At 42.6% G+C, this 26,306-nt stretch carries 20 protein-coding genes; 10 read left to right on the top strand and 10 right to left on the bottom strand.

Annotated elements, in window-relative coordinates:
• Window positions 1-40: 40 nt before the first annotated feature.
• Entirely contained in the window at window positions 41-517 is a 477-nt protein-coding gene (locus ID165_RS20940; protein WP_192347373.1) for an outer membrane beta-barrel protein, read from the bottom strand.
• A gap of 57 nt (window positions 518-574) precedes the next feature.
• A complete protein-coding gene (rlmN, locus tag ID165_RS20935) occupies window positions 575-1,642 on the bottom strand; it encodes a 23S rRNA (adenine(2503)-C(2))-methyltransferase RlmN (protein WP_192347372.1) in 1,068 nt (355 codons plus the stop codon).
• Window positions 1,643-2,215: 573 nt separating this feature from the next.
• Between rlmN and ID165_RS20930 the strand changes: the two genes are divergently transcribed.
• The 3 genes from ID165_RS20930 to ID165_RS20920 all read left to right on the top strand — a co-directional run bounded on the left by ID165_RS20930 (window position 2,216) and on the right by ID165_RS20920 (window position 6,171).
• Complete coding sequence (locus ID165_RS20930) at window positions 2,216-3,418, top strand: 6-bladed beta-propeller (RefSeq protein ID WP_192347371.1); 1,203 nt, start codon at window positions 2,216-2,218, stop codon at window positions 3,416-3,418.
• Window positions 3,419-3,685: 267 nt separating this feature from the next.
• On the top strand, window positions 3,686-5,614 hold the full coding sequence (locus ID165_RS20925) for an ABC-F family ATP-binding cassette domain-containing protein (protein WP_192347370.1): 1,929 nt from the start codon (window positions 3,686-3,688) through the stop codon (window positions 5,612-5,614).
• Window positions 5,615-5,706: 92 nt separating this feature from the next.
• A complete protein-coding gene (locus ID165_RS20920) occupies window positions 5,707-6,171 on the top strand; it encodes a hypothetical protein (protein ID WP_192347369.1) in 465 nt (154 codons plus the stop codon).
• 159 nt (window positions 6,172-6,330) lie between these two features.
• Here the strand turns inward: ID165_RS20920 and ID165_RS20915 are convergent, their stop codons facing one another.
• Window positions 6,331-8,574 (bottom strand): TonB-dependent receptor domain-containing protein, encoded by a 2,244-nt coding sequence (locus tag ID165_RS20915; protein WP_192347368.1) that lies wholly within the window; start codon window positions 8,572-8,574, stop codon window positions 6,331-6,333.
• 134 nt (window positions 8,575-8,708) lie between these two features.
• Between ID165_RS20915 and ID165_RS20910 the strand changes: the two genes are divergently transcribed.
• The 6 genes from ID165_RS20910 to ID165_RS20885 all read left to right on the top strand — a co-directional run bounded on the left by ID165_RS20910 (window position 8,709) and on the right by ID165_RS20885 (window position 16,396).
• A complete protein-coding gene (locus ID165_RS20910) occupies window positions 8,709-10,757 on the top strand; it encodes an alpha-L-fucosidase (protein WP_192347367.1) in 2,049 nt (682 codons plus the stop codon).
• Between the two features lie 92 nt (window positions 10,758-10,849).
• Entirely contained in the window at window positions 10,850-11,422 is a 573-nt protein-coding gene (locus ID165_RS20905) for a gluconate 2-dehydrogenase subunit 3 family protein (RefSeq protein WP_192347366.1), read from the top strand.
• On the top strand, window positions 11,415-13,130 hold the full coding sequence (locus ID165_RS20900) for a GMC oxidoreductase (protein ID WP_192347365.1): 1,716 nt from the start codon (window positions 11,415-11,417) through the stop codon (window positions 13,128-13,130). Before ID165_RS20905 ends, ID165_RS20900 begins: the two co-directional genes overlap by 8 nt.
• 384 nt (window positions 13,131-13,514) lie before the next feature.
• The gene (bshA, locus tag ID165_RS20895; RefSeq protein WP_192347364.1) at window positions 13,515-14,651 is read left to right on the top strand and encodes an N-acetyl-alpha-D-glucosaminyl L-malate synthase BshA; all 1,137 of its coding nucleotides are present in this window, start codon (window positions 13,515-13,517) and stop codon (window positions 14,649-14,651) included.
• 117 nt (window positions 14,652-14,768) lie between these two features.
• Entirely contained in the window at window positions 14,769-15,395 is a 627-nt protein-coding gene (locus ID165_RS20890; RefSeq protein WP_192347363.1) for a sterol desaturase family protein, read from the top strand.
• Between the two features lie 182 nt (window positions 15,396-15,577).
• Window positions 15,578-16,396: an NAD(P)-binding domain-containing protein gene (locus tag ID165_RS20885; protein ID WP_192347362.1), complete on the top strand. Its 819-nt coding sequence runs from the start codon at window positions 15,578-15,580 to the stop codon at window positions 16,394-16,396.
• Between the two features lie 191 nt (window positions 16,397-16,587).
• Here ID165_RS20885 and ID165_RS20880 read toward each other — a convergent pair whose 3' ends face one another.
• Window positions 16,588-16,926: a tRNA-binding protein gene (locus ID165_RS20880; protein WP_192347361.1), complete on the bottom strand. Its 339-nt coding sequence runs from the start codon at window positions 16,924-16,926 to the stop codon at window positions 16,588-16,590.
• 74 nt (window positions 16,927-17,000) lie between these two features.
• Here ID165_RS20880 and ID165_RS20875 point away from each other — a divergent pair, with 74 nt between their 5' ends.
• The gene (locus ID165_RS20875) at window positions 17,001-17,348 is read left to right on the top strand and encodes a hypothetical protein (protein WP_192347360.1); all 348 of its coding nucleotides are present in this window, start codon (window positions 17,001-17,003) and stop codon (window positions 17,346-17,348) included.
• Here ID165_RS20875 and ID165_RS20870 read toward each other — a convergent pair whose 3' ends face one another.
• From ID165_RS20870 to ID165_RS20845, 6 genes are all read right to left on the bottom strand, one after another.
• Window positions 17,349-18,083: a HisA/HisF-related TIM barrel protein gene (locus tag ID165_RS20870; protein ID WP_192347359.1), complete on the bottom strand. Its 735-nt coding sequence runs from the start codon at window positions 18,081-18,083 to the stop codon at window positions 17,349-17,351.
• Window positions 18,084-18,596: 513 nt separating this feature from the next.
• Window positions 18,597-19,631: a YCF48-related protein gene (locus tag ID165_RS20865; RefSeq protein WP_192347358.1), complete on the bottom strand. Its 1,035-nt coding sequence runs from the start codon at window positions 19,629-19,631 to the stop codon at window positions 18,597-18,599.
• Window positions 19,632-19,644: 13 nt separating this feature from the next.
• Window positions 19,645-20,556 carry a hydroxypyruvate isomerase family protein gene (locus ID165_RS20860; RefSeq protein WP_192347357.1) on the bottom strand — a complete coding sequence of 304 codons (912 nt, stop codon included), beginning with the start codon at window positions 20,554-20,556 and terminating at the stop codon, window positions 19,645-19,647.
• A 2-nt stretch (window positions 20,557-20,558) separates the two neighbouring features.
• The gene (locus ID165_RS20855; protein WP_192347356.1) at window positions 20,559-21,869 is read right to left on the bottom strand and encodes a Gfo/Idh/MocA family protein; all 1,311 of its coding nucleotides are present in this window, start codon (window positions 21,867-21,869) and stop codon (window positions 20,559-20,561) included.
• Window positions 21,870-21,886: 17 nt separating this feature from the next.
• On the bottom strand, window positions 21,887-22,852 hold the full coding sequence (locus ID165_RS20850) for an SUMF1/EgtB/PvdO family nonheme iron enzyme (RefSeq protein ID WP_192347355.1): 966 nt from the start codon (window positions 22,850-22,852) through the stop codon (window positions 21,887-21,889).
• A gap of 51 nt (window positions 22,853-22,903) precedes the next feature.
• Window positions 22,904-26,251 carry a VCBS repeat-containing protein gene (locus ID165_RS20845; RefSeq protein WP_225586860.1) on the bottom strand — a complete coding sequence of 1,116 codons (3,348 nt, stop codon included), beginning with the start codon at window positions 26,249-26,251 and terminating at the stop codon, window positions 22,904-22,906.
• Between the last annotated feature and the right edge of the window lie 55 nt (window positions 26,252-26,306).

Here is a 26,306-nt window from a genome sequence, read left to right as displayed (position 1 = left end):
CTAGAATCTAATATCTTACATCTTGATACTTGCTACTCACTTACAATGGAATTGCCAACCCAACTCTAAATCCGACTTCTCTTGGAAAAGGGCTTTGGAAGCGAAACTCAGTACTTAGGCCAATAAACTCCGTCACGCGTACATACGCTCCCACACCCATATTAGCTCCTTTTTGGTTTCTTCTCGTACCTGCTCCATCCGGCTGGGTATCTACCCAAGTCTGACTATATCCTGCCATAAAATAAAGCTGGGAAGGTCCTTCTGAAACATAATACCGCAAATCGGCACTGAGGTTACTTTCCTTTCCCACCTGCGGAAAGACAAACGTATAACTGGGCATCAGGGCGAATTTGTCTACAAAGAAATATTCTATTCCAGCACCGACTCCGAAGTTATGGTACCTCAAACCATAGGTTCCATAGCCATGAAACCGTGCATTTCCCTGTTCCTGGGTTTGAGCTGCAGTGACAAAAGAGGGCATAAAAACTGTCCAAAAAATCAGTAAAGCCTTGTTCATAACGTATGTTTTTAAAATAGATTAGTAGTTAGATGGCTTTAGCGAAGAAAGCAAATCTCAGGCGGTATTCAGTTCAGCCACTTCGTTTTTATTGGCCAATTGTCCACAGGCTGCATCGATATCCTGGCCACGGGATTTTCTTACTTTGGCTATGATTCCCTGTGACTCCAATACCCGTACATACATGTCCACGGCTTCTTGCTTAGCCTGTCGGAATTCTCCCTCGTCTATTGGATTATATTGGATCAGATTGACTTTGGAAGGGATGATCTTGCAGAATTTTGCCAGCGCACGGGCATGTCTCTCGTCGTCATTGATCCCATCCCAAATCACATATTCGTAGGTGACTTTCCGTTTGGTCTTTTCGTACCAGTATTTTAGAGATTCCCCCAGTTCTTCCACGGGATTACTGTCGTTGATAGGCATCAAGCGTGAACGGGTTTCATTGATGGCTGAGTGAAGCGATACCGCCAAGTTGAAGCGAACTTCATCATCTGCGAGTTTACGGATCATTTTAGTCACGCCTACGGTAGAAACAGTGATTCTTCGGGGTGCCATTCCCAGCCCTTCGGGTGAGGTGATCTTATCTATTGCTTCCAGCACATTGGCATAGTTCAGGAGCGGTTCTCCCATTCCCATAAAAACAATATTGGTCAGTGGACGCTGAAAATAGGTTTCCGCTTCATCTTTGATCGCCACCACCTGATCGTAGATCTCGTCTGGGTTCAGGTTACGCATGCGCTTCAATCGTGCCGTGGCGCAGAAATTACAATCCAGGCTGCAACCCACCTGAGAGGAAACACAGGCAGTAATCCGCTTTGTCGTGGGTATCAGAACTGACTCTACGATCTTGTTATCATAGAGCTTTACCGCATTCTTGATCGTCCCATCAGAGGAATGCTGCATCAGATCCACACGGATATGGTTGATCTCAAAATGCGCTTTGAGCATTTCCCGTGTACTCAGCGAGATATTGCTCATCTCATCAAAGTTCTTCAGAGACTTATTCCACAGCCATTCATATACCTGTTTGGCGCGGAATTTCTTTTCCCCATGAGCCAAAAAGAATTCTTCCAACTGGGAAAGGGATAGCTTACGGATGTCTTTTTTCTGAATTGCTTCCATAGCACAAAGGTAAGACTTTTCAGACTAGCAAGTAGCTAGAGAAAAGCATCAAGATACGAGAGCCAAGATTTTAGAATCAAGGAATTTCGACTTGAAAGTAGAATTTGGTGAAATTCTAATTAGGTAATTTCCATGGGTTCTGGGAATAATTATAAAGTGTCCGATTTTGCATACCCTATACAGGGTGTTTTTAGTGAACTGACGATTTTTTCGTTTTAAAGATTTGGATTGAAATAATAATAATATGTTACGGCTAGCTAATCAGTCGGTTAGTCGCTCTTGGCCAAGAGGTAGTTAAAAAATTGAAATTTTAAAACCACGAAAAAAGTAATTTTAGGAATAGGAATCGTTGGCATGATGACTTTATCATTCACTCCAATTACACAGACTCCAGCAAGTGGAAGTTATTGGATACAAACGATTGATTGCACTGGAGGGGGAAGTGTAACACGCTGTAGATTTGATGGCTCCCAAACTTGTGATGTATCAGGTCAAAAGCATTGCGATGAAGTTGGAACAATAGGGTAATTAGGTAAGCTGCCTGTGGAAGACAGGCAGCTATAACACAGAATAATGGGCAAAACAACTATACTTTACTTTCTTGTTTTTTTTACTCTTTTGTCATGTAAGCAATCCTCCAAAAAAAGTATTGTAAATGAGAGAGTGATAAAAATTGATTTGGACAATTCCACCCAACAGAAGTTATCGGACATATTCAAAGGGATAAGTTATACTTTATTAAAAAGTGATGATGCTAATCCTTTGGTAGAGCCCTATCAAATTCATATAAATGACAAGTTTATTTACGTACAAGATTATTTTAACAGCAATGTACACAGGTTTGACAGATTTGGAAATATTGATTTTATATTTAAAGCCAACGGTCAAGGACCAGGAGAATACCAACAAGTGGAAGTTTTTCAGGTTAGGGAAGACACTCTTTTAATTTTAGATAGAAGTCTGAGGAAGATAGTGTCATTTGACACTGTCCAATCACTATTAACAGAGGAAAAAATTCCAAAAAATGCCTCTTCATTTATTGCGAGAAGTGGAAGAACCTTGTTTTTTATGAACAATATTAGGGACGGATCAGATTACAATTTTCTAGTATTTGAGGGAAAGGAACTTATTGAAGAAGCAATCGAAATCAGACTAGGGTTCGACAAATTTCAGTTTGGGGTCCGTAATGGTTTCAGTCCCGGTTTTGAGGGAGGATTTGTTTTTCCTATTCCTTATACAAGCCAAGTTGTTTTTTTCGACGAGAAGTTAAAATTCAAACAGCGTTTGGAATTTGATTTAGGGTTACAGGGTGTAAATGAATTGGATTTTATTAGATTAAATAGTGTTGATAGAGATACTTACCAAAATTTCATCAGGGAAAATCAGCTAGTGGAACACATTTCAATGTTTACTGCATTGGGAGATTTATATTTTATGTCTTTATACCAATATAATAAGGGCATACATTTTATCTTATTAGATAAAGAATTCAATATTTTGTCCCAAGTTTCTGGTTTTGAAAACGATATAGATGAAATGCGGATCAGAAATATCCCATGGACATACTACAATGATCAAGTGATTTATAGTATTAATTCTATTGATTTTTATAATGACTATGCTAATAAATTTGCTGGGGAAAAGGTAGAAATCGAGCCAGATAACATCCATGATTTTTTTCAAAAGAATAAGGAGGAATTGATGAATGACCAAACTGTATTGGTTTCATTGAAGCTTCGAAATGACCTTTCTTCTGTTTCTAAAGTACAAAGGTAAGCCTTTCTGGAGTAGGATGGAGATTTAACTATTTTAAAACTCAAGAACCACCAGCATGGTGATTGAAAATCTCTAACTAATGGACTTCCATAGAGTGATTTGGCTCAAAAATGTCCAAAACCATCTAATTCTGCTCATTCCTTCCACGTGCCGTATTTTTATTCAAATTGAGCTGGTCATCGTAAAACATGAAATAATTACTTGTGCATTTAAGAAGCTCATTTGAATTAAAGCATTTCTTGCCTGCCTTTTCCTTACTTTTGCGGCATGAATTACCTTTCGGTCGAAAATCTCAGTAAAGCGTTCGGTGAGCGCAAGCTTTTTTCCAATATCTCTTTTGGCATTTCCCAAGGCCAGAAAATCGCCCTTGTAGGCATCAACGGCGCAGGCAAGTCTACCCTGATGAAAATAATCATGGGCTTGGAGATTCCTGACACAGGTCAAGTTGGAACCAATCAACAGGTGAAAGTGGCCTATGTGCACCAAAACCCGGTCTTTGAGGGGACAATGAGTATTTACCAGACCATTTTCGATCAAAGCAATTCTGAAGTGCTCAAGGTGATCGAAGACTATCACAAAGCCATGCTGGAAGCAGAGCGGGGCATTGATAATTCTGATAAGATGTCGGTATTGTTTGAGAAAATGGACGCGTTCCAGGCTTGGGATTTTGAATATCAGGTGAAAGAAGTGCTCGGCAAACTGGGGCTTCATGATACAGATCTTCCTGTAGGGACACTTTCCGGCGGGCAGCGTAAGCGGGTTGCCTTGGCAAAAGCGATTCTGGAAAAACCTGATTTGTTGCTACTTGATGAGCCGACCAACCACCTTGATCTGGAAACCATTGAATGGCTGGAAGACTATTTGGCGAAAGCCAACCTTGCACTTTTTATGGTCACTCACGACCGCTATTTCCTGGAAAAAGTAACCAACGAAATCCTAGAACTCGATCAGGGAAAAATACATCGCTACCAAGGGAACTATGGTTACTTCCTTGACAAGAAAGAGGAGCGAATGGAGATCGAAGATATAGAACTCGAAAAAGCCAAAAGCCTATACAAAAAGGAACTGGATTGGATCCGTCGTCAGCCAAAAGCAAGAAGCACCAAGGCAAAATACCGCGTGGATGCTTTCGAAGATACCAAAGAAAAAGCCTCCCAAAAGCGTGAAGAACGTGATATTCAGTTGACTGTAACTACTCAGCGGCTTGGTAATAAGATTATAGAAATCGACAAGCTCCAAAAGTCTTTTGGAGACAAGCCCATCGTCAATGATTTCTCCTACACCTTTAAGAAGAAAGACAGGATCGGAATAGTAGGCCCAAATGGTGCCGGAAAGACTACTTTCCTCAATATGATCACGGGTCAGCTTGCCCCTGATTCCGGAACCGTTGCTATCGGGCAGACTACAGCTTTTGGTTACTACAAGCAGGAAGAAGGGAGTTTTGATGAGGAAAAGCGTCTGATTGACATTGTAAAGGAAGTCGCAGAAGTGGTGACGATCGCCGGTGGTGCTACGATTACCATATCCCAGTTTCTGACTCAATTTGGCTTTCCCCCAAAGCAACAGCATACGCCAATCGCCAAACTCAGTGGAGGAGAGCGTAGAAGACTTCAGCTATTGATGGTTCTGATCAAAAATCCAAACTTCCTAATTCTGGATGAGCCGACCAATGACCTGGATTTGATGACGCTGAACACGCTGGAAGAGTTTTTGGATACCTTCCCGGGCTGTTTGATCATCGTTTCCCACGATAGGTATTTCATGGATCGCTTGGTGGAACATTTGTTTGTCTTCGAAGGAGAAGGCGAGATCAGTGATTTTCCGGGAAATTATTCTGAGTTCCGCGAGACAGAAAAGAGCCAAGAATCTAGAACCAAGAGTCAGGAATTCAGAACCAAGAGTCAAGAAGAAAAGACACAAGCAACAAGTAGCAAGAATCAAGATGCTGAAGCCAAAGTTTCGGCTCCTACAAAGGCTAAAGCCAGTTTTAAGCAAAAGCAAGAATTCAAGGAGGTGAATGCTTCCATTGCCAAACTGGAAAAGGAAAAATCTGTTATTACCGAAAAAATCTCTGCGGGAATAGATGATCATGAGGAATTGATCAAGCAATCCAACCGCATGGGAGAAATCAATGCTGAGTTGGAAGAATTGGAATTGACTTGGTTGGAATTAAGTGAACTGGACGGGATAGAGTAACTGAAATGTTAAGCGTCATTGAGAACGACGAGGGAGTGAAGCAATCTCTTTTCAATTAAGCTGAAGGAAAGCTATAGGGCACGAAAAACACAATGGAAAGTAACAAAACCTATCATTTACTATTTAAGTACGGCCTATTGGGCATTGGTCTTTTAGTAATATTTGTGCCACTGCTGTCCTTTGTTTTTCCATCGGCAGTTGAGTTAAATGGAGAAGCTGGTGTTATGAGTCCAATTACAACTAGTGTATTTGGAATTATTGGAGTGATTCTCATAGTACTTTTCTTTTCAATCAAAGAGAAGTTTGCAGTTGTTGAGGTAGGGAATCAAACGATAACTATAAAGCAAAATGGAGAAGAAAAAATCTTCGAATGGTTAGCGATCGACTCAATTTCCCAATTTCATTTTATTTTTCCTCCGCTGTATAGCCTCAAAATTAAAGACAAGACAGTTTGGTTTAATACAGAGCCAAAATATACAAGTGTTGGTGGCTATACCACTGACCACAGCGAGATGGGGAATTTGATTAGAAAAAAGAAAAGAGAACTTGGGATTTAAAAATTAGCTCTAACTTCCTAGAAAATCCCCCCTGCTACCTTTAATTGATTCTCAAATCCAAATCAGCCAAGTAAGCCAAGGGGGAGTTGCCAAATTCGCGCCTCTTACCTCTAGATTCTCGGCTCTAATATCTCTAGTCCTGTTACTAGCTACTTGCTACTAATACAAAAACGCCACTTTCACTCCACCATACCAATTCCTAGTCGGAGCGGGCTGATAATATCTTCCGCCAAAGGCATTGAGATCGTTACCAAGTGAGTGGCTTTCATTCAGCAAATTGTCTGCCCCTGCAAATGCTTCCAGTTCCCACTTTCCCGCAAAGCTTCTTGCCCAGCCAAACCGTAGATTCACCAGATTATACGCATCCTGATAAACCGTATTGGCATCATCTAGCGGGATTTCATCTACATATTGATGTGTGAAATTCAAATAAACCCCAAATTTGGTGCGTAGATCCAATCGGTTGACCAAGGTGTTCGGAGCAACTCCCGTCAGGTCATTTCCCGAGAAGTCATTAGCTGCTTTCTGATAATCCTTGAACGTGAAATAATTACCTGTAAATGCTGTTCCAATCTTTAGATCACGGATAAAGGTGGTTTCATTTCTAATCAGGGCATAATCAATTGCTGCTTCTATTCCTTTTTGATTGGTGGAACCTGCATTCCTGAATAGAACTACCCCTTGAGGATTGGTATAGGTGGTAATTGTTTGATCGAGCTTGAAATAAAAAGCGGTTAGCTCCATATTCAACTTGCCTTTTCCCCTTCTATATCCTACTTCGTAATTCACTCCTTTTTCTGCTTCCAGGTCAAGGTTTAGACTCCCCTCATTCGTCCTGACTTCATCTACGGTCGGTGGGGAAAAGCCGCTGCTGATACTTCCATAGATTCCTGAATATTGATTAAACTGATAATTCAGCGCAAAGCGGGGAACCACTATCGGATCAAACGTTCTCTTCTGAAGCCCGATTGCTGCTCCGGAAGCATCGATCTGCCTGTCAATTTCCAAGCTGCTGAAATTTTCGCTGAGGGCAAAAGTCAGCATAAAGTTCTCCATTAAATTCCACTCAGCCTGCTGAAACAAAAATCCCTGGGTAGCCCGAAGTTTGTCTGCAAATCGTACCGTATCGGCTACTCCGTTTACATTTCCAAAGTTCTGCGCATCTGTCAAGCTAGTCTGGTATTCTCCGCCGGCAATTATTCTCAGATCTTTTCCTGCCAATTTCCCGTCAAACGTAAACTTGGTTCTACCCCCAAAACCATACCCCAACTCCTTTTTATAATCCAGAATAAAAGGATTTTCAAAATCATTGGTATTTAGATAGAGCGTAGTGGAATTCTTGAGCTTCGAAGAAAATCTATACAAATGTCCCAGAGAAGCGAAGACAGATTGCTGGGAAATGGAGCTGTTTTGGGTAGCAGATCCAGGTCTGGCCTGTGTTGGATCCTCTGCTAATTGATCAGAATTTAAAGGGCCGGGAATCTGGTATTTGAGATCAGAAATCAATAATTGAGTTCGGATTTCCTGCTTGTCTGAGACAGAGAGAAATCCTCCCAATTGGAAGACCTGCCTATCCATTGCCGAATGCTCGCGATAGCCGTCCGCTTTTTGGCTTACATAGGAAGCCTCAAATCCGCCTTTCCCCACTTGCTGGGCAACGCCCAATTTGTAGCGTGTCATCCCAAAGTCTCCCACCATAAAATCCGCTGAAATTCTTCCACCGGAAGGATTGGCCGGACTGTATAGATTGACTACACCACCATTACCGGCACCATAGATACTTCCCGAAGGACCTTTGATCACTTCGGCATTTCGGATATTGGATAGGTCGAGAAGATTCAATGCGGTGGTTCCATCCGGTGAAGTGAATGGAACTTCATTCCAATACACTTTCACATTTCGCACACCAAAAGGGGCACGGAGTGAGCTGCCCCGGATAGAAATTCTATAACTGGCAGGTGCGCGCTCTTCGATTCGGACTCCCGGCTTTGTGTTGAATGAATTAACAAGGGATGTTTCATTGAAGCGACTGAAGTCCTGTTCGGAGACCACGGCAATTGAAGCGGATTGTTCCAGCAGAGGACGCTCAGACTCAAAAGCAGAAACAGTGATCTCCGAGAGATGTATGATTACTTTGGTAAGTGTAATTATTACTAATTCCCCAGAGGAGACTTCCTTGGTTTCCCGTTTATAGCCCTCTACTTCGAATTCGATCGGTAGTTTCCCAGACGAATCAATTGTTATCTCACCTTCCACATTACTCGAAGACAAGTACCTGCCATTTGTACTAGCCCTTACATTTTCTATAGGCAGACGGGTGGATGCGTCCAGTACTTTGATATGGATCTGGGCTTGACACAAAGTTGAGATCAGTAATAATACAAGTGCAAAAATTTTATTCATGCCTACAAATTAACTGCTTTCTCCTGAAGTATGTAATTCAAAGTTATCAAAGGTTATTTTCAACACTTCAAAAGCACATTTCGCTTTCGATTTCCATCCAAAAGAGCTAATATTCCAGCTTAATTCACCTAATAATGAAAAATACACTTTGGCTGGTACTGTTATTAGCCCTTTCTTTTTGCACTGAAAAAGCAGCTCCACCAACCCCTGTTTTACCTGTTCCTGAGCCCCGTCAGATTGCTTGGCAGGAACTGGAATATTATGGTTTTTTGCACTTCAATATGAATACTTTCTCTGATAGAGAATGGGGATTTGGCGATGAAAAACCGGAAATGTTTGACCCCTCTGACCTTCAGCCCAGACAATGGGCAAAAGTAGCGGCAGAAGCAGGAATGAAAGGATTGATCATCACGGCCAAACATCACGATGGATTTGTGCTGTGGCCGTCTGCATATACAGAGCATTCTATCAAAAACAGTCCTTGGAAAGATGGAAAAGGCGATTTGATCAAAGAGCTTGCTGAGGCTTGCAAGGAATACGGATTGAAGTTCGGGATTTATTATTCGCCTTGGGACAGAAATCATCCGGACTATGGCAAGCCGGAATACATTACTTACATGAGAAATCAACTGACCGAATTGCTTTCCAATTATGGGGAGATTTTTGAAGTTTGGTTTGATGGCGCCAATGGTGGTGACGGCTATTATGGCGGGGCAAATGAAACCCGGAAAGTAGATAAATTGACCTATTATCAATGGCCGGAGGTTTACCAACTCGTTCGGGAATTGCAGCCGAATGCTGTGATGTTCAGTGATGGTGGCCCGGATGTACGATGGGTTGGAAATGAACACGGAGAGGCTTTTGAAACAAACTGGGCCAACCTGATGCGTGACTCTGTCTATGCAGGAATGCCTGATTATCCCGAAAAATATGCAGCCGGGCAAGAATTCGGCACGCACTGGGTGCCGGCCGAAACGAATGTTTCCATACGTCCGGGATGGTATTACCATACCTATGAAGATCACAAAGTCAGGAGTCTTCCAAACTTGCTAGACATTTATTACAACAGTATAGGAAGAAATACCTCTTTGCTGATCAACTTCCCCGTGGACACCAGAGGTCTAATTCATGAAAATGACGTGGACGCGATCATGAAACTTGCTGCTAAAGTGGAAAAGGATTTTGCTGTAAATCTGGCATCGAAAGCTACGGCAAGGGCGAATGATGAGCGGGGAAAAGGCTATGAGGTCAAAAACGTATTAGACGAAGATTATGAGACGTATTGGACCACTTCTGATGGAACAGAAGAAGCAGAGATTAAACTGGAATTTGGAGAAGAATTAAGCTTCAATCGCCTTATGCTCCAAGAATATACCCCACTTGGACAGCGGGTAAAATCCTTTGTTTTGGAAAAAGAGGTAAACGGAAGCTGGGAGAAAATTGCCGAGGGGACTACAGTGGGTTACAAAAGAATCTTAAGATTTCCTGATGTGACAGCAAGTACTGTCCGTGTTCGGTTTACGGATGGCAAGGATATTCCGTTAATCTCGAAAGTCGGGATTTATGATGCTCCAAAATTGATCATCCCTCCTACATTTTCCAGAAATAAGTCTGGAGAAATTACACTTTCCAGCCCTGACCAGGGACTTAATATTTATTATTCACTTGATGATTCTGATCCCAATGCAGAAAGTCAACAATACACTAATCCGTTCAAAGTCGATCAAGCAACAACTCTGAAGGCCATTTCAGTAGATCCCGTTTCGGGTAAGATAAGTGAAGCGGAGAGGATAGATGTGGATATTGCCAAATCCAATTGGAAGGCCAGTCAGGCAAACGGTGAACTGGCAATAGATGAAAATCCGGAGAGTTATTTTGAAAGTGGTGATAATAACCTGACTATCGATCTGGGAGAAGAACTCATTATAAAGGGCTTCACGTATATGCCTATGCAAGGAAGATATCCTAAAGGATTCATCACCAATTTCATCTTTGAGGTAAGTACAAACGGCAATTCATGGAAACAGGCTGCTTCGGGAGAATTCTCTAATATTGTGAATAGTCCAATTGAACAAACCATCCGTTTCGATGGGGTAAAAGCAAAGTTCATTCGCCTGAGAGCAAGTAAAACTGCGGACGGAAATGCGGCGACTTTCGCAGAAGTGGGTGTATTGACCAAATGAATCTTATTGCTCCTCCTATAGTATATTATGGCAAATAAGAACCGATTTGGCTAACTTAAACCCCAGATTTATCACCCTACAATCTAGAACCTATGAACAGACGAATTGCACTTAGACATTTGGCGTTGATTTCGGGAGGGCTTGCCTTGATTCCCTCCTGTGATTTTAGTGCTGAAGATATATTGGCAGCTTACAACAACCTAAAAGTAACGGCTTCCCAAAAGCAACTTTTGGGAGAAATATCTGATGCAATTATTCCTGCGGGAGAATTAAAGGGAGCACTGGATTTGGAAGTGCCCGACTTTATACTTGTGATGGTAAATGATTGTTTGAGCTCTGAAAACCAGACTCTTTTTACCAGTGGGCTTGCTGCATTCTCCGATTTTGCCAAGAATCAAGGAGGTAAAAAGTTTGGCAAACTCAGCACTAAGGAAAAAGAAAACCTGATTCAGGCGGGCATAGACCTCCAGCCTGCTGAAAATGCGGAAGGAGAAAAGGATAGTGCTGTCTCTTATTTCCTAAATACCACAAAGAGACTTACCATGCAGGGATATATGGCTTCTGAGTACATTCAGACGGAGATAATTCCTTTTTCACTTATACCTGGGCCATATAATGGCTCCGCTTTAATCTCAGAAACCCAAAAATCCAGAATCAATGGCTAATTTGAATATCCAAAATAAACAAGAACGAACATATCAGGCCATTGTAGTAGGCTCAGGTGCCAGTGGAGGATGGGCAGCGAAGGAATTCGGTGATTTGGGTGTGAAAACTCTTTTGTTGGAGCGGGGAAGAAACGTAGAGCATATCAAGGACTACCCTACTACCAATATGCTTCCTTACGAATTTAAGCATAGAGGAAAGCTTTCGCAGAAAGTTCTCGATGAGAACCCGATTGTAGCCAAGTGTTATGCATTTGGTGAGGATTCGGAGCATTTTTTCGTCAAAGACGCTGATCAGCCCTATGTACAGGAAAAGCCTTTTGATTGGATCAGAGGCTATCAGGTAGGAGGGAAATCCCTACTTTGGGCAAGGCAGGTGCAGCGCTGGTCAGACTATGATTTTGAAGGGCCGGCGAGAGATGGATTTGCTGTAGACTGGCCGATTCGATACAAGGACATAGCTCCATGGTATAGCCATGTAGAGAAGTTTGCCGGTGTGTCGGGTAATCTGGATGGCCTCGATGTGCTGCCCGACGGAGAATTCTTGCCGGGCTACGACCTGAATATTGTTGAGAAGCATTTTGCCCAGAAGATGAAAGAAGTCTACGGTGACCGACATATGATTTCTGCTCGCTGTGCTCACATTCATGAGCCCAGACCGGAATTTACGGTACAAGGAAGAGCATCTTGCCAAAACAGAAACCTTTGTCAGCGTGGCTGCCCTTTTGGGGGATATTTCAGCAGTAATTCATCCACTATTCCATGGGCGTTGAAAAGCGGAAATGTTACGTTAAGACCGGATTCGGTAGTCCATTCGGTAATTTATGATGAGGAAAAAGGCAAGGCCACAGGGGTGAGAGTGATAGATGCCCATACCAAAGAAATGGAAGAATTCTATGCGGATGTAATCTTCATTAATGCTGCTGCGACCAATTCTAATGCTATTCTGATGAATTCCACTTCAGCAAGGTTTCCAAATGGGCTGGGAAATGACAGCGGAGTTTTGGGGAAATATTTTGCTTTCCACAATTACCGGGCTGGAGTGAGCGGTGCGTACGACGGTTATATGGAATATACCACATCCGGAGGACGGCCTACAAGCGGCTATATTCCTAGATTTAGAAATGTGAAAAAGCAGGAAACTGATTTTCTTCGCGGCTACGCAGGCGGTTTTAGCGCATATCGGGGTGGAGGCTATGTGGCGGATGCTAGAGTCGGGATGGAATTGAAAAACAGCATGCTGAACCCTACTCCTCCTGATGGTCCGTGGAGAGTAGGATCCCATATGATGGGAGAGACGATTCCAAAAGAATCCAATTTTATTGCTCTGGACACGGAGAAACTTGATCCTTACGGACTTCCCACATTGAAATTCAATGTAGCGTATGATGACAATGATGAGAAAATGATCATTGATTATCAAGAGCAAATCTCAGAAATGTTTGAAAAAGCAGGTTTCACGGACATTTCAGTACGTGATGACCACCGTGTGCCCGGATTGGATATCCACGAAATGGGTGGTGTTAGAATGGGCAGAGATCCTAAAACCTCCATGCTTAACGCAAACCATCAGCTTCATGCCGTGCCCAATGTGTATGTCACTGACGGGGCATGTATGACTTCCACTGCTACCCAGAACCCCACGTTGACTTATATGGCTTTTGCTGCCAGAGCTGCACATCATGCAGTAAAAGAAAGTAAAAAAGGATAAGTAATGGATTATCCGCAATGATGCCAATAGCCATATTTTCTTTGTTTTACTGGCTGGAAGACCCTCTACGGCGAGGAAGACCGACGACTAGAGTGACCTAAATGATAAATTTCACCAAATCCTTTGCTGCTTAGTGGTAGAAAAGCGGATATTATACATTAATAATAACTTAAGTGACTAGCTAGCAAAAACCCTTGGGAATAGATTTTCTCAAGGTTTTTTTTGGAAACCTGTTTTAACCTGAATAATTATTTTGTTAGAAGTACTGATATTCAATAAAATACAGCCATTATTTCATAATAAATCGATAATTAACAGCGAAATTGAACAAAACGGGAGTTAATGCGTGTTAAAAACCAGGTTAATAAACCAGTCCAGAGTATTATGAAAATAGGCATTGTTTGCTACCCGACTTTCGGAGGTAGTGGGGTAGTTGCGACAGAACTAGGCAAAGGTCTTGCGAAGATCGGTCATGAAGTTCATTTCATTACCTATAAGCAGCCGTCCCGGTTAGACTTTTTTAGCGAAAATCTATACTATCATGAGGTAGACATAAAGAGTTATCCTCTTTTCGAACATGCCCCCTATGAACTTGCGCTTGCAAGCAAAATGGTAAGTGTGGTGAAATATGAGAAGCTTGATTTGCTTCATGTTCATTATGCGATTCCCCACGCCTCCGCAGCCTATATGGCCAAGCAAATTCTAAAAACCCAAGGCATTCAAATTCCGGTAGTTACCACACTTCACGGTACTGACATTACCTTGGTAGGGAAGGATCCCAGCTATGAACCGGTGGTTACATTCAGCATTAACCAATCTGATGGAGTGACGGCTGTATCCGAGGATTTGAGAAAAGAAACCTATGCGTTCTTTGATATACAGCGGGAAATTGAAGTGATTCCTAACTTCATTGACTTGGATCGTTTCAAAAGGCAGAAGAAGGAGCATTTCAAATTAGCAATCTGTCCAAATGGTGAAAAGCTACTAGTCCATACCTCTAATTTCAGAAAGGTAAAACGGGTTGAGGATGTAATTAAGGTGTTCTATGAAGTTCGAAAAGAAATTCCGGCAAAATTACTGCTAGTAGGTGATGGTCCTGAGCGTGATAAAATGGAGCGTCTTTGCCGTGAATTGGGAGTTAGCGATGATGTGCGTTTCTTAGGGAAATTGGATGCGGTGGAAGAAGTGCTTTCAGTTGCGGATCTATTTTTGATGCCTTCTGAGAAAGAAAGCTTCGGCTTGGCGGCTCTTGAAGCGATGGCCTGCGAAGTGCCAATCCTTACTTCCAATGCGGGAGGAATCCCTGAACTGAACATAGACGGAGTTACGGGGTTTGTCTCCGCGATTGGTGACATTCAGTACATGAAAGAAAAAGCACTCTTTATTTTGGATGATGCAAACCTGTCCACCTTCAAGAAAAATGCGCTTGCTAGGGCGAAAGAGTTTGATATTTCAATGATTTTACCGCACTATGTGGCTTATTATCAGAAGACAATCGAATCAACTATGGTGGAAATTTGATCATTACCTGATTATTGTCAGTAAAATCACAGGGACTAAAGACAGTTTTAAATTATCTTTGCAGAATAAAGCCCAATTGAGTGTTGGGTGATTAAGTACAGTTTTATTAAGTAACGTATGAAAAAGATTGGAAGATTGGATAAACCGGATAATTTCGGAACAGCCCGGATGTTCTCCAACCCTATTCTTGAAAGAATAACACGTACTCCTATTTGGATGCCTATCACGATGTTTATCATTTTGGGGGCCGTTTCCATATACTTTGGAATTGAAAAAACTTCAGTGGGGGTAGGAACAGCTGTGTTGCTGTTTGTGGTGGGTTACATTGGATTTACTCTTGTGGAGTACATGATGCATAAGCATTTTTTCCACATGGAGCCTAATACGCCGATAAAGGACAAGTTACAATATACGGTGCATGGGGTGCATCATGATTATCCCAAGGATAAAGACAGATTGGCCATGCCTCCGTTTGTAAGTGCAGCTTATGCAGCCATCCTCTATCTGATATTCAAATTAACTATGGGAGACCTGGCTTACTACTTCCTGCCGGGCTTTTTGCTTGGATATGCGCTGTATCTGGGAATTCACTATTTGGTGCATGCTATTCAGCCTCCAAAGAATTTTATGAAGGTTCTCTGGGTACACCATGCAATTCACCATTACAAGGATCCCGATGTGGCCTTTGGAGTAAGTACACCATTATGGGATTATATTCTGGGGACAATTCCTAAGAAAGACTAATTACCAAGAACCTCCCTCAGTAAAGGGAGGTTTTTTTCTTAAAGCCTTTTAATCGTGAAAGACGCAAAGGTTAGCAGAGGGCACAGTATTAGAATAATAGTCTGGCTGAACACCGCCCGCAAGTAGGTATATCCTTTCTTCCGTAAGAAGTTAATCTTCATGAATATTTTTCTTGAGCATCAATGACAAAAATTTCTATAATAGGTCTCGGATGGATAGGATTGCCTCTAGCGCAACTTATGATCAAACAAGGCTATGACGTAGTAGGGAGCACCACCTCGTCTGAAAAGCAAACCAGGCTTAAAGCCAGTGGTGTAAATGCGATTCAATTTTCACTGGTCCCTTTTCCCCAAGGGAAAGGGTTTCAGGAACTTTTTACGAGCGAAGTATTGGTCATTAATATTCCTCCAAGATCCCGCACCACAGACGGAAAATTTTATTTGGAGCAATTGAAGTTTTTGAGAAGTATGGTAGATCAATCCGGCATCCGTAAAATCATCTATGTATCCAGCACAGGTGTATATCCTGACGAGAATCGCCAGGATGCCTATACAGAGGAAGAGGAAATTACTGCGGCTACCACCGGAAATCTCACCCAACTGAAAGGAGAATTGACATTTCAAGGGGTTAGGGAGTTAACCATAGTGAGGTTTGGAGGATTGCTGGGCGATGATAGAATTCCCGGCAAGTATGTCGCTGGACGTGATAATGTAGCGGGACATACCCGTGTAAATTTTATCTACCGAAATGATGCTACACGAATGCTAGCCTGGGTCATCGAAAAGGAGATCTGGAATACTACTTTGAATGGTGTAGCGCCTGTACATTCCCTACGGAAAGATATCTATGAACGTAACGTGCTTGATCTTGGATTAGAAGCCCCAAAAAGCTACCAAAACTCTTCTATAGAAAATGACAGGATTGTTTCAGGAGATAAAATCCTCAGGGCAGGATTTGAATTTGACTATCCGGACCCCTTGGACTTTCCCTATTCACTTTAACTTAAAGAGAAATATTCCTCAATTAGGACTTTCCACCTGCCGGTTACGTAGGCTATGAATACAGCAAGAATGAAGTGTGATTAAAATAGGGCTTCGACTCAGCCAAGAAGGTGCGTAGTCTGAGAAGCTTTGACTTGACCTCAGGCAGGCACTTAATTTGCCAAACTTAGACGTTTCTAAAAACGCTCCCTCTAATGCAATTTGGCTCCATTTGGCACCTTCCGCTCTACTGAAGTTAGGACTATCCCTTCTTCACTTGATTCAAATCCGGTAATCAAAATCTCAGACATAAAATCTGCTATTTGTCTGGGAGCAAAATTACAAACGCATACGACTTGCCGACCTATTAAATCCTCACGGTGATAATGGACAGTGACCTGGGCGGAGGATTTCTTCACGCCAATTTCCTTACCCAAGTCAACCCAAATTTTATAAGCCGGTTTGCGGGCTTTTTCAAATGGTTCAACCCTCACAATCGTTCCTACACGCAATTCTATTTTGTCGAAATCTTTATAGTCAATCGTTTGCATAGTCAATTTTTTTTATAATTTTAGGAACCTTTTACAAAAACCCAGAGTAAGATATAAGGTAACTACTTCCAACTATGATCTCTACATCAAAATTTCCTTTTAGTAAAATCCTCTTTTGCAGCATTGCTTTGCTCGGAATGTGCATTTATTCAGGAGATTCGATGGCCCAAAGCGAGCAGGAGAACTCAGAAATGGATAATGCAAGACCCATTGACAAGCTATTGATAGAAAATAGTTCAAGTGGCAGTGATGTACAAACCCAACACAGTCAACCTTCTGCTACAACGCTAACCGGCACCAAATCTACTGCTGTCAAAAAGGATAGTCATGTAAGCGGCGAAGGTAAAAAGAACGAAACAGCTCCTTCTACACTGTCATTTAATATTTTTCTCTATATAGTGGACAAATTCAAAGCAGACTAATCAATTATCTGACAGAAATTTCTCTAACTCCTGAAGACTTATCATCCCCTCATAATAAGCTCTCCCAAAAACACTGGCAGACACTCCCATGTCCCTAAGTCGCTTAAAATCGTCAATACCTCTTACCCCACCACTTGCCGCAAGATGAATTTCAGGAAATTTATCTCTGATACTCTGAAAGAGAGCAAAATTAGGACCTTCCATCACACCGTCTCTCGATACGTCAGAACATTTCAGGTATTTGAGACCTCGTTCATAGAAAAAGTCAATATGGTCGAACAGATCAATTTCGGTTTTTTTTAACCAACCTCTGATTTTGATTTTATAGTCCACAGGGTTGATATCAGCCGCTAGATTGATTTTTTCGCGTCCATAAGAAAGAATAAATTGAGTAAAACGTTCCGGGTGATTAGCTGCTACCGAACTCGCAGTAATGGTGGAAGCTCCAAATTCAAATGATTTGATTACGTCACCGTCAGTGGTAATTCCGCCTGTATAATCAACTTTCAAGTCAGTATATCCTGCTATTGCTTCTAGGATATGGTAGTTTTTGGGCTCTCCTCTACGGGCCCCGTCCAGATCCACCAAGTGAACCCTTTTAATTCCTATACCTTCAAATGCCTGAGCGATTTCTAAGGGATTGGTTGATATCACTTCCTCAGTGGAAAAATCGCCTCTTTTAAGTCGAACACATTTGCCGTTGATTAGCCATATAGACGGTACGATTTCAAACATCTTTATAATATTCAGGTTTATTAGCAGTAATTGGGGTTAAGAGCTTGTTTAAATGTTGTTTTTGAAGCCGAGATTGACGCATTTTTCGTTCAATCGAGACTCATTTTCTGGGTCGTAGCCACAGCTACATCCCGGAAAATAGCCGAAGAGTGGGCGAAAGAGGCGCAATCGCAGGCCAAAGGATAAAGTTTAAACAAGCTCTAAGCTTAAAGATAGCAAAATGGTATTACACTTTAACCTGAAATATGGATTAGAAATTCTACGCCACGGCGCACAAGTTATTGCAGCCATTAATTGCTTCAAAATCAGCCATTCCATTGCCGTTTTCGATTTCATCATATCCACCGCAGCGCACTCACTCTCCAAACAGCCCGATTTTCTTGAAATTATTGCCTTCATAACGAAACCTAATGCATAATCCCCATTTAAAACTTAACCAATATGCAAATCTTTTACTAGTATTGAAGACAAAGCTTTCTTAAGAGCTTTGATTAATCCGTGTTTGGGAATTTTTCAATAGGTTAATTTAGCTATTTTTCCTTTAGCACCCGATGCCCATACAGAACCATCAGCATGTCCCATTTTCACTGCATGGAAACCCTCATTGGATATGGGCTGCCAATTAATTCCTGCATCAGTGGAATAATCCGAGCCTGATGGACCTACAGCGATCAGACATTTATGCATAGGAAAATAAACTACACCCGATCGATATCCATCCGGCCCCTGCTGTGGTTTTATCCATTCCTTACTTTCAGAGATAAAAATTCCTGCAATACCTTCCTGCATATCTTCATTCAGATAATCTCCGCCTACTCCAACTATTTCCCCACCGCCCATGCTTGTTATGGAAAAAATACCCTGGGAAGATTCTCCTTGTACGAAAGGGGAATTGTACTTTTCCCAAGTAGCTCCCAGATCTTTGGAAAAATGGAGGTTGGACTCCGTTCCTCCCGTACCGAGCCAAAGCAGGTTCCCCTCAGCAAGTAGTGAGGTGGCACTGGCAGCAAAGGCAGCTTCTCCATCCACTGCTCCGGGCAGAGAATCTATAGGATACCAAGTATTTCCCTGATTGGCAGTTTGGAGGATTGTCCATTTTCCATCAGAGGGATCCCCTACTACAAATCCACGAGTATTGGAGGCAAAGCTGATACCGTCCAAAAAGGCATTTTCATTCTCTTGATGCTTTAGAACCCAAGATTCTCCCCCGTCTTCCGTTTTGTAAATCACAGCTGGCTGCCCTGCTGAGACTACAATCGCAGTCATGGCATCAAAAGCATGAATCGATCTGAAATCCACAGTGTCCAAGTCTGCAACTACACCATGATCCCAAGTCTTTCCCCCGTCTATGGTTCTCAACCATACTCCATTGCTTCCGCTTGCCCAGGCTATTTCATTGGTAAGTGGAGAAAGACCTCTTAAGGAAGATTCGACAGGTGTCTCAAGGATATCCCAGCCGCTTGGTTTATCCGCTAAGTTTTCCTCAGATTTTTTACAGGAAAAAAGCGCTACCAATAATGATAGCGCCAGTACTTTTCTTTTGATCATTTCTATTCTAAAATCAGACTATGTCAACTTTTCTATAGGCTTGGATTAATGCTTTTTCTCCTTCTACTCCCGGTAACGCATTGCCATGCTCCATACCCATCACACCTTTGAAACCTTTTTCATGGATGAATTGGAATACATTGCTATAATTGATTTCTCCGGTTCCTGGTTCCTTTCTGCCTGGATTATCTCCTATTTGGATGTAAGCTATTTCATCCCAGGTTTTTTGCATCGTGGCAATCAGGTTTCCTTCATTGCGCTGCATATGATAGATATCGTACAGAATCTTACATGCTGGGCTATCCACAGCTTTGCAAATCATATACGACTGATCAGCATGACGTAGGAAAAGATCGGGATTGTCACTCAATGGTTCCATCACCATTACTAATCCTTCTTTTTCCAATACCTCGGTGCCACGCTTGTAGGCTTCAATGACATTCCCGGTTTGCACACCCATCGGTAGATTTCTTTCGAAATAGCCGGGAACTACAGTCATCCATTTTGCGCCGACCCGCTTGGCTACTTCCACAGATTTCTTGCATGTGTCTACAAACAACTCTTCATGCTCTTTTTTGCCCGTGGTAAGGGAGGTCTTCCAATTCTCGCCCCCGTCTATTACAAATACACCCATTCTCATTCCAAGAGATTCAAGTGTTTTACCGATAAGCGTTTGCTCTTCCACAGACCGTCCCAGCATCCCGTTGTCTTCTAGCGATCTGAAACCTTGGTCAGCCATAAATTTCAGCTCGTCTACAATTCCTCCAGGAGCAGAATTCTTAAACATCCCGAAATGCGGCGCAAAATCCATATTGAAGGTAGGCTCCGCTTTGCCTGCGGCAAAGGACGGCATACTCATAGTCCCGGAAACCCCCAAAAAGGTGCTTCCCAAACCAACTTTCTTTATAAATCCTCTTCTTTCCATGATTAAATTACTTTGGTTTTTCCCGGGATTGCATGTGGATAATAGCCGTCTTGTCCAGGCAATATTTTTGGCATAGCATCCCAAGCCAGTGTTTCGGGCATTAAGTCTATTTGACCGTTTAGGGCTTCATCCCAAGTGAGCGGCTTGCCTGAATAAGTGGCGTACCTCCCCATAATCGCAGTCATGGTACTTTTCGCTGCATTTTCAGCGTCAGCAAACTTATATTCCCCATTGAACAATGCATCCCAAAGCAGGTCATGCTCTACCTGGTATGGATTTGGCTGATCTTTTCGGTCATGGTCATAGAGCACGTTGCCTTTCCAGTCTTTAAGTACACCGTGATTTCCTGCGCTTAGAAATGCAGTTCCTTTTGTCCCTTGGAAGCTTTCGTCTACACGATTTTGAGCACCGGGGAAGTGACGGCACTCACTGTGGATCACTGATCCGTCAGCATAAGTATAAGTCAAGACATGGTGGTCATAGATTTCTCCATTTTCCTTGCCAGTCCGAATAAGTCGGCCGCCCGTACCTTCCGCTTTCACCGGCGTACCCTGTTTTACCCAGTTGGCGATATCGATGTTGTGTACATGCTGTTCATTTATGTGATCTCCGCAGAGCCAGTTGAAGTAGTACCAGTTTCTCATCTGGTATTCCATTTCAGTCTGTCCAGGCTGACGCTCTCTTACCCAGACTCCGCCATCATTCCAATATACTTGGCCATTGATGATATCACCGATATCACCATTATGAATGCGTTTGATTGTCTCGATGTAGTTTGCCTGATAATGTCTCTGAAGACCAACTACTACGTTTAGTTTTTTAGCTTTTGCTTCTTCGGCTGCTTTCAGGACTTTTCTGATGCCTGCAGCATCTACAGCTACGGGCTTTTCCATGAAGACCTGCTTGCCTTGCTTCACGGCTTCTTCGAAGTGCATCGGGCGAAATCCCGGAGGTGTGGCAAGGATCACTACGTCTGCTTGAGCGATCGCATCTTTATATGCATCAAAACCTACAAATTTCATGTCCTCAGAAACAGCAAGCTTGTCTCCATATTTTTCACTTAATGCCTTATGTGCATTATCTAACCGGTCTCTGAAGGCATCTGCCAGAGCGACTATTTTGATGTTATGACCTGTTGCCAATGCTTGAAAAGCAGCACCTGTACCACGACCGCCACAGCCGATAAGAGCTAATTTCAATTCATTGACAGGTGCGGCATAGGCACCTGGAAGGACAAAGGGTGCAGTCATCAATCCGCCCGTAACCAGTGCGGAGGTTTTGATGAAATCCCTGCGGGAGTTTTCTAATTTCATAGTATGGATATTAAGGGTTAGTAATCGGTAATCGGGGCAGCTTGATAGTAAGCCATAATTTCTTCAGGACTAGGAGGTATAAGTGGCCTTACTAGTCTCAAGCCCAAGAATGGCGCTTCCGGAAACCACCATTGGCTTTTGGGTATCTGAGGATCTATTCGTTTCCAATCTGCCGAACTCACATAGCGCTTGGTAGAACTTATTTCGGAGGCTTCTGTATCGTAGCTTCCTCCCCGTACCACCCTTGGATAAAGTGCTGTTGAGGGATTGAGTGGATTGGAAGCAGATGAGGATGTATAGAATTCAGGATCATAATGATCTGAAGTCCATTCCAGCACGTTGCCATATATATCATAAAGTCCCCAAGGATTCGGCTTTTTTTCACCAATAGGGTGTGTAGTTTCCGCAGAATTTTCTTTGGTCCAGGCATATTCACCCAGCTGCGAAGAATCATCTCCGAAAAAGAATCTTGTTTCTGATCCGGCTTTGGCTGCATATTCCCATTCTGCTTCTGTGGGAAGTCTATAGAAAATCCCCGTTTTCAGATATAGCCAATGGCAGAATTGTATAGCTCCATATTGGGTCATTCCTATTGCAGGCTTGCCCTCCTTGCCCATCCCAAAGGTCATGTCCAAATACGGCATGCTCGGTCTGCTCAATCCATCCACGAGGTCACCAATAGGGCCTTCGGAAATAGCAAGCTCATAGTTTTTGTCCAAGAAAAGCTCAAAAGCATCCCAAGTCACCTCATGGGTTCCCATCCAAAATGCGTCAATTTTTACTTTATGGGCGGGTTTTTCATCTGCATTTGCTGAACTTTCGGAACCCATCATGAAAGTTCCTTCCGGAATGGGAGTCATCCGGAAAATCACGCCTGTCCCGGGGATTTTCTGGTTGTAAGATTCAAAATTGGCTGTATTCACATTAAAACTCATTAGTATCAATGCAGCTGCCACTAGGTATTGCCGGGTTGTTTTAAACATGTTCTAAGAAAAAATCTTTAGCATTAAATATAATAGGGTTCGGGCTGAAATTTAGTCCGTTTTTGATGGATGGAGCGAATAGATGCTTACCGTAGATTCATCTGAATAGATAAGGAGTAGCCCGTTACCGGAACTGATTTTTCTGACATTCCCGATAATGTTCAATCCACTTTGGGATTTGTTGATATTCGTAAATTCCCCTTTTCCATCCCCAAGCAGAACAACTCCATGATTTGCGTCATATTTTCCGAAATATAGTTTGCCATAGCCAATATTTCCTCCAAGAACCATGTCTAAATTCCCATCGCCATTTACATCTACCGCTTCCGATGCAAATACAGGAGAGAATTGAGCTTGTAGGGGAAGTTGATTAGGAACAAATTTTCCTGTAGAATCCCGAGCAAAATAAGTAGTCTCAAGGCGGTTTATGAATATGGAATTTGTGCCCTCTCGCTCCTGTGGGGTAAATAGCTCATCCATCTTCACAGTGGAAAATGATTTGAAATCCAAGTATCTCTTTTTGAGGAAAAGAACCTGTCCCAAAATTTCGTCTCTGCCGGCGGCAGGGTATTTTTCCCCCTGTATATAATATCCTAAGAAAGCATCAACAGAGCCATTTCCATCAAAGTCCTTGTAAAGGATTTCTGCAGGCTGGGTGGGGGATGCTTTGATTTGGGAGTTGGTCCCAAGATTGCCTGCCAGCATCTCCACCTGTCCATCCCCGTCCCAATCTGCCAGAGTCACGTCATTCCAAAAACCAAATTCATGCTTCTCGAAGAAATCCAAAGTCGTTTCTTTCCACTGATTATCAAGGAAAGAAAATACCTGAATAGGCATAGCCTCGCCCAATACGATCAATTCCGGATTTCCGTCCTGATCCAGATCTGCAATACCTGAGTCTGTCAGCATCCCCATATTAACAAAAGTGGGAGCAAGTTGCTTTGTTTGATCGGTAAACCTTCCTTTCCCGTCATTGATCCAAATCCTTGCTCCAAGGGAAGTAGGAAACTGACCCGGATTGATGCGGGCACCCACAAATAGATCGGGGATTCCATCAAAATTGAAATCAGCCACTTGTAAAGTACCTGTAGGAAATGCCTCTGCCGGAAGAGCACCGGAAGCTAGTGTGAAATTACCTTTTCCATCATTGAGATAAAGCCGGTCCTGCAATGCATCGTCTCCTACGTTGAAGTCATAGACACCCCCGCTGGCTACATACAAATCCATATGACCATCCCCATTTGCATCGAAGGCAACAGCATCTGTGTCTTCGGATTTGGCTGCTGATGTGAACGCACCGGTATTCTGTTTGACAAATGACCCATCGGGGTTTTGCATAAGGATGGAAGCACCTGCATCAGACCCCGCTCCCACGAACAAATCTTCGCGCCCATCTCCATTAAAATCGGCAAAAACCATCGCTTTGCCATTTCCTGAAACAGGATTGATCAACAAAGGCTGTCTTTTGTAATCATTGAAATCTCTACCTTGGATATTTTTTAGAATTGTTTTTTCAGTTAAAAATACCTCAGTAGTAACGGGCTTGATGCCGGAGGAATTTATTGCATCATTTTCACTTAATTCCAGCAGTTGATTTGAGGTGACTTGATATGTTTTGGAGATCTTTCCTCCCGGCCAGGAGACTATAAGAGAGTCTATTTCGGTGAAATCCCCCAGTCCAAAATGAAGAATGGTTGACACTGAAGACTGATAGCCGCGATAGGGGTTCTGTTCTAATAGTTGTATAGTGCCGCTGGCAAAGAGCTCGACTTTAGCTCCGAGAGCGAAGGAATTTTTTGCTGATCCCGAAAGCTTCACTTTCAGGTAATTCCCTCCTTTTAGTTGGGCAGTTTTATTTTCATAGATAGCTGCAGGAGCATTGATATTATTTACGATGAGATCAAGATCCCCGTCATTGTCAAGATCACTGTAGACGGCACCGCTGCTATTCAGCACCTGGTTGATTCCCCATTCCTTGGTTTGGTTTTGAAAAGTTAGGTCTCCGCTGTTCTGAAAAATGTAATTGGTCAAGTTTGAAGAGGGCATGTTGTTGACCATATTCAGCAAATCTTCGCGCTTGAGTTTTCCTCCGGAGGTCTGGACATAATTGTCCATGTATTTCAGAAAGTCCTGATTGTTATAATCCCTCAAGTAGCCATTGGTGACAAATAAATCCTTCCAGCCGTCATTGTCAAAATCTGCCAAAAGAGAGGCCCAGCTCCAATCCGTATTAGATACGCCTGCCAACTGCCCAATTTCCTGAAAAATCCCGTCTCCGGAATTTAGGTGCAGCATATTCCGCATGTACTGATGATGGAATCCCCTGTTCACATTCAATTCAAACAGTTCAAAATTATCTGGGGAAAGAAGCAGTTTTTGTCTTTCATTGCTCTCAGGAAGCATGTCGAGGGTGAAAATATCCAGTAACCCGTCGTTATTGAAATCAGCGATATCATTTCCCATGGAGAAATGGGAGGTATGACCCATACGTGCCAAAATTTCATCCTTAAATGTGCCGTCTTTCTGATTGATGTAGAGATAATCGGGCATGGAATAGTCATTTCCGATGTAAATATCCGGCCAGCCATCTTGATTGATATCTGCCACGGCTACTCCCAGTCCATAGGAAAGGCTTGAACTGGAAATTCCTGCCTCTAGTGTAATCTCCACAAATTTCCCATTCCGATTCTCGAAGAGCTGTGAGCCGGCTTCGTGCTTCTCCTGAAGCATTTTTTTAGTCAAACTCACATCCTGATTCTGGATGGATTGAGTGTTGTGGTTTAGGAGGAAAAGATCCAAATCTCCATCAAGATCAAAATCAAAAAAGCTAGCTGAGGTACTGGGAGCATTGGATGCTATTCCGAATTCTTCCGCCATTTCCTTAAAAATAGGAATTCCGTTTTCATCATTTCCTTGATTTACAAAAAGTTGATTGGTCCTTTTCTCAGTAGGTAAGTTCCCGGAATAACATTGATAGATATCCAATTTATTGTCGCCGTTGATATCGACAAATACTACTCCTGTCTTCCAAGGGCCCTGTCTTCCGGTTGCCCCGGAAACTTGGGCAGTTTCTATAAATTTCAGATCCCCCTGATTCAGGTAAAGCTGATTTCCGCTTACGTTGGCAGAAAAATAAATATCCTCCAATCCATCTCCGTTCAGATCGCCCACGGCTACCCCACCTCCATTGTAGAGGTACTCATACATCAGGACATTGAGGTTGAGGTTCTCCTCGATTCTATTTGAAAAAGTAATTCCTGTTCGTTCGGGGGGCAATAGATTAAACAGAGGAGTGGAGGCTACCTGTGAATTGTCAGTTGGGCTCGACGTGTCGGATTTAGAGCAAGACATTATCAAAATGGCGAGTCCAACTAGTGTTATAAGGGTTCCTTTTGTCATGATTTAAAATAAGCTAAGCCACCCCAGAAGGAGTGGCTTAGATTTAAAATTAAGA

This window comes from Algoriphagus sp. Y33, assembly GCF_014838715.1.
Taxonomy (GTDB): domain Bacteria; phylum Bacteroidota; class Bacteroidia; order Cytophagales; family Cyclobacteriaceae; genus Algoriphagus.
The sequence above is the reverse complement of the archived record's forward strand: the minus strand, read 5'-3'. Positions and strand labels throughout refer to the sequence as shown.